The sequence below is a fragment of the Gordonia sp. ALPHA1B1 genome, from assembly GCF_005502615.1.
Lineage (GTDB): Bacteria > Actinomycetota > Actinomycetes > Mycobacteriales > Mycobacteriaceae > Gordonia > Gordonia hongkongensis.
The window spans coordinates 1-8,904 of sequence record NZ_SCOC01000069.1 but is presented as its reverse complement, the minus strand read 5'-3'; the positions used below and the strand labels follow the sequence as shown (position 1 = coordinate 8,904).

The 8,904-nt window shown below is 67.0% G+C and carries 6 protein-coding genes; 3 read left to right on the top strand and 3 right to left on the bottom strand.

From position 1 onward, the window contains the following. Positions 1-175 precede the first annotated feature (175 nt). From FFS52_RS23115 to FFS52_RS23105, 3 genes are all read right to left on the bottom strand, one after another. The gene (locus FFS52_RS23115) at positions 176-1,036 is read right to left on the bottom strand and encodes an LLM class F420-dependent oxidoreductase (RefSeq protein ID WP_137811042.1); all 861 of its coding nucleotides are present in this window, start codon (positions 1,034-1,036) and stop codon (positions 176-178) included. Positions 1,037-1,090: 54 nt separating this feature from the next. Beyond that, positions 1,091-1,978: a hypothetical protein gene (locus tag FFS52_RS23110; protein ID WP_249356622.1), complete on the bottom strand. Its 888-nt coding sequence runs from the start codon at positions 1,976-1,978 to the stop codon at positions 1,091-1,093. A 104-nt stretch (positions 1,979-2,082) separates the two neighbouring features. Beyond that, positions 2,083-3,276 carry a beta-ketoacyl synthase N-terminal-like domain-containing protein gene (locus tag FFS52_RS23105; RefSeq protein WP_137811041.1) on the bottom strand — a complete coding sequence of 398 codons (1,194 nt, stop codon included), beginning with the start codon at positions 3,274-3,276 and terminating at the stop codon, positions 2,083-2,085. A gap of 293 nt (positions 3,277-3,569) precedes the next feature. Between FFS52_RS23105 and FFS52_RS23100 the strand changes: the two genes are divergently transcribed. From FFS52_RS23100 to FFS52_RS23090, 3 genes are all read left to right on the top strand, one after another. After that, positions 3,570-5,969, top strand: a complete 2,400-nt coding sequence (locus FFS52_RS23100; protein ID WP_137811043.1) for an EAL domain-containing protein — start codon at positions 3,570-3,572, stop codon at positions 5,967-5,969. A gap of 222 nt (positions 5,970-6,191) precedes the next feature. Next, positions 6,192-7,658: a sugar porter family MFS transporter gene (locus tag FFS52_RS23095; RefSeq protein WP_137811040.1), complete on the top strand. Its 1,467-nt coding sequence runs from the start codon at positions 6,192-6,194 to the stop codon at positions 7,656-7,658. Next, complete coding sequence (locus FFS52_RS23090; protein ID WP_137811039.1) at positions 7,659-8,672, top strand: nitronate monooxygenase; 1,014 nt, start codon at positions 7,659-7,661, stop codon at positions 8,670-8,672. Positions 8,673-8,904: the final 232 nt, after the last annotated feature.

Here is an 8,904-nt window from a genome sequence, read left to right as displayed (position 1 = left end):
CACCAAGAACCGCGCCATTTACGACCTACACAAACTCGGATACGACGTCACCATCACACCCCACGGAGCGGCCTGAGCAGCCACCTCACCTAACTCTTCGGATTAGGGAGCAATGGTCATGTCGTTCCTTCGGATGAGGGAGCAGAGGGTGGCCGCACCTCAAGGACCGTACGCATCACCCCAGCGCTGCCGCGAGGCGACGCCACTGCTCGCGAGGGAAGCCCCGGTGGTCGGCTTGGAGAACCTGGACGCACACGTGGTCGGCGCCGGCGGACCGATGCTCGTCGATCCGCTTCAGGATCGCCGCGTCGTCGCCCCAGACGATCAGGGCGTCGAACAGGCGGTCGCTCACCGAGCTCAAATCGTCCTCGGAGAACCCGAGGCGCCGAAGGTTGTTCGCGTAGTTCGGCATCGCGAGGTAACCCTTGAGCCACTTGGTGCCGACGGCGCGCGCCTCGTCGCGGTCGGCGGCGAAAATCGCCGTCTGTTCCGGTGCGAGCAGCGGACCGTCGCCGAGGGTCTCCCGGGCGACCTTGGTGTGGTCCGGGGTCACCAGGTAGGGGTGGGCTCCGGCGGTCCGGTCGGCGGACAATTGCAACATCTTCGGCCCGAGGGCGGCCAGTACTCGTGCATCGGCCGGCACCGGCTGCGGTGCCTCGTCCAGACCGTCGAGGAACGCCTTGGTGGTCGCGAGCGGCTTCTGGTAGCGACCGGCTTCCTGGGCGTCGATCAACGGCGCGTGGCTGATCCCGAGGCCCAGGAGGAAGCGAGGACCGAACTGCTCGGTGAGGCGCGCATGCGCGGCCGCGACATCGTGCGGCTCGTGCATCCACATGTTGAGGATGCCGGTGGCGACGATGGCCTTCCGTGTCGCGCCGAGCAGGTTCTCGACCGAGTCGAGCACCGGACCCCCCACATCGGGGATCCAGAGGGCCGTGAATCCCAGGTCGTCGAGCTCGGCAGCCGCTTCGGCGGCCTCCCCGGTGTCTCCGTACCGTAGCGGTGAACTCCAGATTCCTACGCCGTCGAGTTTCATGCCGTCGACACTACCGATCGAGCGATCGGGCCGCGCCGAGGCGTCCGACCCGGGTCAGCTCTGTGTCGGTCGTCCCGCCGTCGCCTCCAGCCGTGCGTCCATGGCGGCCGTCATCCGCTTGAACACGTTGATCGCGACGACGCCCGCGACGATGAGGACGACACCGGCAACTGTCCCGAGGGAGTCGGTGACCAGTCCGGAGATGCCGATCGCGAGAACGTAGATCGGCACCCAACCGAACAGATGCATGATGCTCTCGGGCTTCTCGTCGGTGGCCCAACCCTCACGAACCGCAGCCCGGTAGGTCGCGTAGTCGGGATAGAACTCGGTGAAGGCGATCGCGAAGATCGTGCCGCCGATCTGGATGATCCATCCGGTCCAGAAGTTGTTCGGGTCGTCGAGCACCAGATCGCCGAACGCGCCCGAGATAGCGGCGACGCCGAAGCCGCCGACCCACGCCCAGGTGATGACGTAGTTGATGTGGATGAACAGCGGGCTGTCCCAGAATTCTTTCTCGGTGGTCTCCCGTGCGTACTGAAGCGTGAACGGCTGGCGCACAAGGATCGACCCCAGCGCGAAGGAGACCAGCGCGATGTTGGTCATCTCTCCGCCCCAACGCTCCAACCAGTCGATGACGTGGTCGGAGGCGAACAGCGCGATGATCGCCATCGTGCCGAAGTACGTGACGTCGAAGACCTCGAGGAGTTTGACGCTCGTACCGCGCTTGTGGCCACCGATGACCAGGAGGAGTGACAGCGCGAACGCCGAGGCCGCGGCCTCCTCGAATCGACCGGGCCCCGCGAGCAGCGCCATCAGGATCCACGGGGACATGCCGGCGAACGGTGAGTTGAGGAACAGCGTCAAGGCGTGGCGGGCACCCGATGTCGGCGGCGGGTCAGTCCGCGTCGAATCGCCCACCGGAGGATCGGGTTCGTTGCTCATTGCTGAATTGTGGGACGCGACGCGGTATTCCGCAGCATTTCCGGTTCGATGCGGCCCGAGCGGCGAGCCCGGGCCGCATCGAGGTCAGCAGGACGTCACACCATTCACGCATTGGGCGCGAGAACGACCGCCGCGTTGTGTCCGCCCATTCCGAGGGAGGTCTTGAGGGTCAACCCGCTGACCAGATCGGTTCGTCCGTCGAGCAATTGCGGGATGATCGCCTCGGCGACCCGCGGGCTCGCCGGGATCTCGCCCCGCTCGTAGCCGAGTAAAGACGCCGCGAGTTCGACAGCTCCGGCAGCGCCCTGACAGTGACCGGCAAGCGGTTTCACCGAGAACACCTCGGCGTTGGGCACCATCTGCTCGGCGATGGTCGCCTCCGCGCGATCGCACTGGCGGGTCCCCGGCCCGTGCGCATTGAGGTAGCGGATGCTCCCGCCGTCGACGCCGGCCATCGTGAGCGACTGCTCCACGCACGAACGGACGCCGGTCAGTTCCGGATCGATCGACGTGACGTGGAAGGCGTCGTGGGACATCGACCCGCCCAGCACATCTGCGTAACCGTCGGCGGCACGGTTGGTCATCGTGAACGCTATCGCCGCCTCGCCGAAGGTGAATCCGCGGCTGCCCTCCTGGAACGGGCGGCACGCGTTGAGCGCATCGGTGTCGGTGATGGCGACACCGAGCTGTACGAACATCGCCACGACCTCGGGCCGGGCCGACAGGTCGGTCGCCACCACGACGACGTCGTCGACGAGATCGGAGTCGAGCCACGATTTCGCGGTGACGATGGCCGCCGAGCCGGAGGTGCACATGGCCGACACCGTGATCGCGGGTCCGTGGAAGCCGTACTCCTGCATCAGCAGAGACACCGGCGTCGACGGGGTGACCGAGAGGTACTGCCGTCCGGTGTACTGGCCGACGCCGGAGGTGACGATCGGGTACATGTCGAGGTCGCCGAGCACGCAGGCGTGCACGAGTCCCACCCGGGACCCCGGGGTCCAGCCGCGCGCCATCGCGTCCTCGATCGCCTCACGCGCCGCGGCACGCATCGCGCGCGAGAAGCGGGTGCGACCGTCGGACTGCTGCCCACCTTCGGGAACCCGCACGATCCATCCGGGCTCTGCGGTGTCGTCAGACGCCTCGGCACCGGTCGTCTGGCCACCCGTGAACCCGAAACCCTGATGGAGTGCGGCCGCCGACTTGCCGGAGACGAGACCGCTCCAGAGTGCGTCGCGGCCCCAGCCGTACCCCGTGACGGCGCCCAGGCCGGAGATGGTCGAACATTGAATCGTCATGATCGTGAACTTTCTGTGCGATAGACGATGGCGCTTGGGCCATCGCGGTTCCCCGTGCGGGTAACCCGCTTTCCAGGATCCCGCCCAAACCCGACATTCGGCCAGTTCACGCAGGTATTCGAGGGCGAAATTTCCGATTGACGCAGTCTTGCACCGCGCAGCGCCCCCTTTTCGAAGCCAGGTAGGGGAGGATGGGCGGTTGGGGGATGACGGATCGAGGGGGTGACGCAGTGAGCCGACCGACGCACAGCGACGATGACCGGCCCGGCCTCGTCGCTCCGGACGCCGAGCCCATGGCCCGTGCCAGTGACGCGGCGGTCGCCGAGCGTTACCGCCTGCTTCTCGAACTGAGTCCGGACGCGATCGCGGTGCACCAGGACGGCCTCATCGTCTATGTGAACTCAGCCGCCCTGGCGTTCGCGCGAGTCGACGACCGCGAAGCGATGCTGGGTCGTTCGATCGCCGAGTTCGTCCATCCCGACGAACTGCCGCAGATGATCGAGCGGATCATCGGCATGGGCGACGAGGCCGGCGCGTCGACCACGCCCGAGGAAGTGGTCATGGTGGACGCACACGGGGTTTCCCGGCCAATGGAGGTGACCTCGGTGCGCACCGTCTGGCACGATCAGCCGGCCTATCAGGTCATCCTCCGAGACATCACCGCCCAGAAGGCGGTCGAGTCCGCGCTGCGCAGACAAGCAGCGCTGCTCGACCACGTGAGCAACGCCGTGATCGCCGTCGACGACGACAGGACGGTGAGGTCCTGGAATCCGGCGGCAGAACAGATGTACGGCAGGCAGGCCTCCGAGGCGATCGGACTACACCTCGACGACGTCATCGGGGCGCACGTCGATCCCCACGCGGCGGTGGCGCTGGGCGGAACCGTCGACCAGTTGCACCGGCGTTCCGACACCGGACGGTCGTTCCTCGCACACACATCGATCACGACCATGGACGACGGCTTTCTCATCGTCGCGGAACCGACTCGTCGACCCCTCATCGAGCGCCTCGGCACGATCCTCGCCGCCCTGCACCAGGCGGTCATCGTCGTCCGCGAAGACGGGCACATCGAACTGGCGAACCCGGCGGCCGGAACCATGCTGGGTACTGGAGCGAGCCCGGGCGCGAGCGTCCACGAACTGCCCCTGGATTTCATCGCGGGCGAGTCACCGATCGCACAGTGCCTGCGCACCGGCGAGGCGGTCACCGACGCCACCGCGACGATCACCACGCCGCTCGGCGAGCGCTGGCTGTCATGCAGTTGCCGGCCCATCGACGACGACGGCGCCGAGGTCGTCGCCCTGGTGTCCTTCGTCGACATCACCGACCGCTATCGCGAGACGTCCCAGCTGGCGTGGGAGGCCGTACACGACCCGTTGACCGGGTTGTACAACCGGTCAGGCATCATTCGCGAACTCGAGTCGCACATGGCCCGACTCAATGAAGAGGAGAACGCCTGCTGCGTCGCGATCTTCTACATCGACCTCGACAACTTCAAACTCGTCAACGACTCGCTCGGGCATGCGGTGGGTGACGAGGTACTGCACGCGGTCGCACAGGGATTGGCGACGGCGACCCCCGAGGAGGCCGCGGTGGGCCGGATCGGGGGCGACGAGTTCGTCCTGGTGGCCACCCTCGGGATCGCGTGTTCGGCCGAGGAGATCGAGCAGCAGATCGACAAGATCCGCGGGGCGGTGTACGAGCCCATAGCGGTCAGTATCCGCAGCGAGCCCCTCAAGGTGGAGGCGAGCATCGGCGTGGCAACGGTCAAGGCCGGTGACGAATACACCGCCACCGATCTGCTGCGCGACGCCGACATCGCGCTGTACCAGGCGCGCAAGGCCTCTCGGGCACGCTACGTCCGGTTCGAGACGCAGCATCGGGAGGAACTCCAGCGCCGGCAACGTATCGAGGAAGAACTGCGCCGGGTCCTCGACACCGACACCGGTCAGCTCGAGATCCACTACCAACCGATCGTGTCGACCGGCGACGGCACGCTGGTGGGGCTGGAAAGCCTTCTGCGCTGGCGTCACCCGGAACTGGGTTCGATCTCGCCGACCGAGTTCATCCCGCTCGCGGAAGGATCCAATCTCATCGACCGGGTGGGGAACTACGTGCTGGAGACCGCGGCCGCCGAGGTGGCCGCCGTACCGGAACTGCGTCGGGTGATGTTGTGTATCAACGTCTCCCGTCGGGAGCTCACCAACGGCCAGTTCCCGACGCGGCTCCGCGACACGATGGCCCGGTCGGGCATGGACCCCGCGGCGTTCTGCCTCGAGATCACCGAGAGTGCGCTCGATCCACTCGACGGGGACCTGCTGACCCTGCTGGGCGAGGTGCGCGATCTCGGGACCCAGGTCTCGCTGGACGATTTCGGCACCGGAGCGTCGTCGCTGAGCGAGTTCTACCGACTGCCGGTCAGCGTGCTGAAGACCGCGAAGTCGTTCGTCGACGCCCTTGACGAGCACCCCAGTGCGAAGTCGATCCTGGCCGGCATCGTCACGATGGCGCACGCCGCGGGCATGCGGGTCGTCGCCGAGGGAGTCGAGACCGAGTCGCAGGCAGCCACGGTCGCCGAGGTCGGTTGCGACCTCGCGCAGGGCTATCACTTCGGGCGTCCCGCCCCGCTGGCCGACGTGATCGGGTCCGGAGTCCGGATCCGGGCGAATCCCGGTGTCTGGGAGACCGGCTGACCTGTCCGCGCCAGACCAACACTGTCACCGAGGCGTCCCACGCCATACCGTGGGGCGTATCTGCGCTATGCATGCGACTGTGTCCGTTACCGTCAGACTCGGCGATGCACGCGAGTAGATTGATCGCCACGTCGATCACCCGGCGTCCATGCAACCGGACAGCGAGGTCACGGACATGACACACATCCTGCGGTGGGCTCTTACGACGGTCAGGACGACGCCATGACCGACGCACAGCGCGAAGTCGCCGAACAGCACACAGCCAAGGTCATCGGGGTCACGGTCGCCGCCGCGGTCGGCGGGTTCCTGTTCGGCTTCGACAGTTCGGTCGTCAACGGCGCGGTCGACTCGATCGAAGCGGATTTCGGGCTCGGCAAGCTCATGACCGGCTTCGCCGTCGCGATCGCACTGCTCGGCTGTGCGCTCGGCGCGTGGTTCGCCGGCCGGCTGGCCGACGTCTGGGGACGCAAGCGCGTGATGCTGCTCGGCTCGGCGCTTTTCATCATCTCCGCGATCGGAACCGGCTTCACCCAGACGATTCCCGACCTGCTGCTGTGGCGCGTGCTGGGCGGAATCGGCATCGGCATCGCCTCGGTCATCGCGCCGGCCTACATCTCCGAGATCGCGCCGGCCCGCTACCGCGGGGCGCTTGCCTCGATGCAGCAGCTCGCGATCACGCTGGGCATCTTCGCGGCACTCCTCTCCGACGCACTGCTCGCCGACAGCGCCGGCAGCGCGTCGAACGAATTCTGGTGGGGCCTCGAGGCGTGGCGGTGGATGTTCCTCGTCGGTGTCGTGCCCGCCGTCGTCTACGGTGTGCTGGCGCTGCTGATCCCGGAGTCGCCGCGATACCTGGTGGGCCGCAACCGTGATGCCGAGGCGGCCCGGATCCTGCAGGAGGTGACGGGCGAGGAGAACCCCCTCGAGCGGGTCAAAGAGATCAAGCTGACGGTCAAGCGCGAGGCGAAGTCGTCGATCAGGGACATCGCCGGACCGTCGTTCGGGCTGCACCCGCTCGTCTGGGTCGGCATCTGGTTGGCCATCTTCCAGCAGTTCGTCGGTATCAACGCGATCTTCTACTACTCGACGACGCTGTGGCAGTCCGTCGGCTTCTCCGAGGCCGACTCGTTCAAGACATCGGTGATCACCGCCGTCATCAACGTCGTCATGACCTTCGTGGCGATCCTGTTCGTCGACCGCGTCGGGCGGCGGAAACTGCTGCTCGGCGGTTCGGTGGGCATGTTCATCGGCCTGCTCATGGCGTGTATCGCGTTCACCCAGCAGATCGGCGAGGGCGAGAACATCACCCTGCCCGATCCATGGGGTGTGGTCGCACTGATCGGCGCCAACCTGTTCGTGGTCGCCTTCGCCGCGACGTGGGGCCCGGTGATGTGGGTGATGCTGGGGGAGATGTTCCCCAACCGCATCCGTGGTGTCGCCCTGGGCGTCTGCACGGCCGTGAACTGGGTCGCGAACTTCACCATCTCGATGCTGTTCCCGCCGATGACCGAAGCCGTCGGACTCGGAATCATCTACGGCTTCTTCGCCTTCTGCGCCGCGGCCTCGTTCTTCTACGTCCTCCGGAAGGTCGAGGAGACCAAGGGGATGGAGCTCGAGCAGATGGATTCGGTGGCAGAGGCGCGACTGTCGCAGTTCACTGCGGTCCGTGCGGCGAAGGACAAAGCCTGAATGTTCGATCTGCGTGAGCTCTCCAGCCGCGTCGTCGCGGCCCCCATGGCCGGTGGTCCGAGCACCCCGGAACTGGTGGTGGCCGCGGCATCGGCCGGCGGTGTCGGCCAGCTCGCCGCGGGGTACCTGACCCCCGACAAGGTGCGCGCCGACATCGCGGCCGTGCGGACGGCCGGCACCGAGGTCTTCGGTGTCAACATCTTCGTTCCCGAGGCGGAGCCGGTGAACCGCGACGACCTCGCCCGCTACCGCGCCGAACTCGTCCCGTATGCGCGAAGTCTGGGCGTGACGCTTCCCGAGGTCGAGGACCTGGGCGAGGACGATGATCACTTCGACGACAAGATCCGGCTGGTGTGCGACGAGCGGATTCCGCTCGTGTCCTTCGCGTTCGGGTGTCCCGCACCCGAGGTCGTCGCCGAATTGCACCGGCACGGGTGCAGTGTCGGGGTCACGGTCACCACGGCCACGGACGCCGAGATCGCCGGTCGAGCAGGGGCCGACTGGCTGTGCGTGCAGGGTCCCGACGCCGGTGGCCATCGATCGGTCTTCGACCGCCGGACCACTCCTCCCACAGAGCCGCTCGACGACTTGATCCGCGCGGTCGCCGACCGGGTGCCGCTGCCGATCGTGGCGGCGGGTGGGATCTCCACGTCGGCCCGGGCCGACGAGGTCCGATCCGCGGGACCCGTTGCGGTGCAGGTGGGTACGGTTTTGTTGCGGACCACCGAGGCCGGCACCAAACCCGCGCACGGGGCGGCTCTCGCCGATCCGGACCGAACCGACACCGTGGTCACCTGGGCGTTCAGCGGCCGACCGGCACGCGCCCTGCGAAACCTGTTCACCGACAGGTTCTCCGACGCCGCGGTGGCCGAGTACCCGGCCGTCAACACGTTGACCGGTGGCATCCGACGCGCCGCCAGCAACGACCCCGACGGGATCAACCTCTGGGCCGGGAGCGGATACCGCGACGCCGTCGAGGAGTCGGCCGTCGAGACCATCGCCCGGCTCGGGTGATCGAGGAGATCTCTGTTCCCTGAGGAGCGCCCGGAGCTTGCGGAGGGCGCGTCACGAAGGGTCTGCCACGCATCTCGCCAGGACCCTTCGAGGCTCGTCGCTATCGCTCCTCGCACCTCAGCCTGGATCCGTGGAAGGAGTTCAGGTGGGGTGGGGTTGGGGCGCGTGATCGCCTGATTGTGTTGTGGGCGTGTGGTATTCGCTGACCTGTGTCAGCCTTTTCACTGGGGTT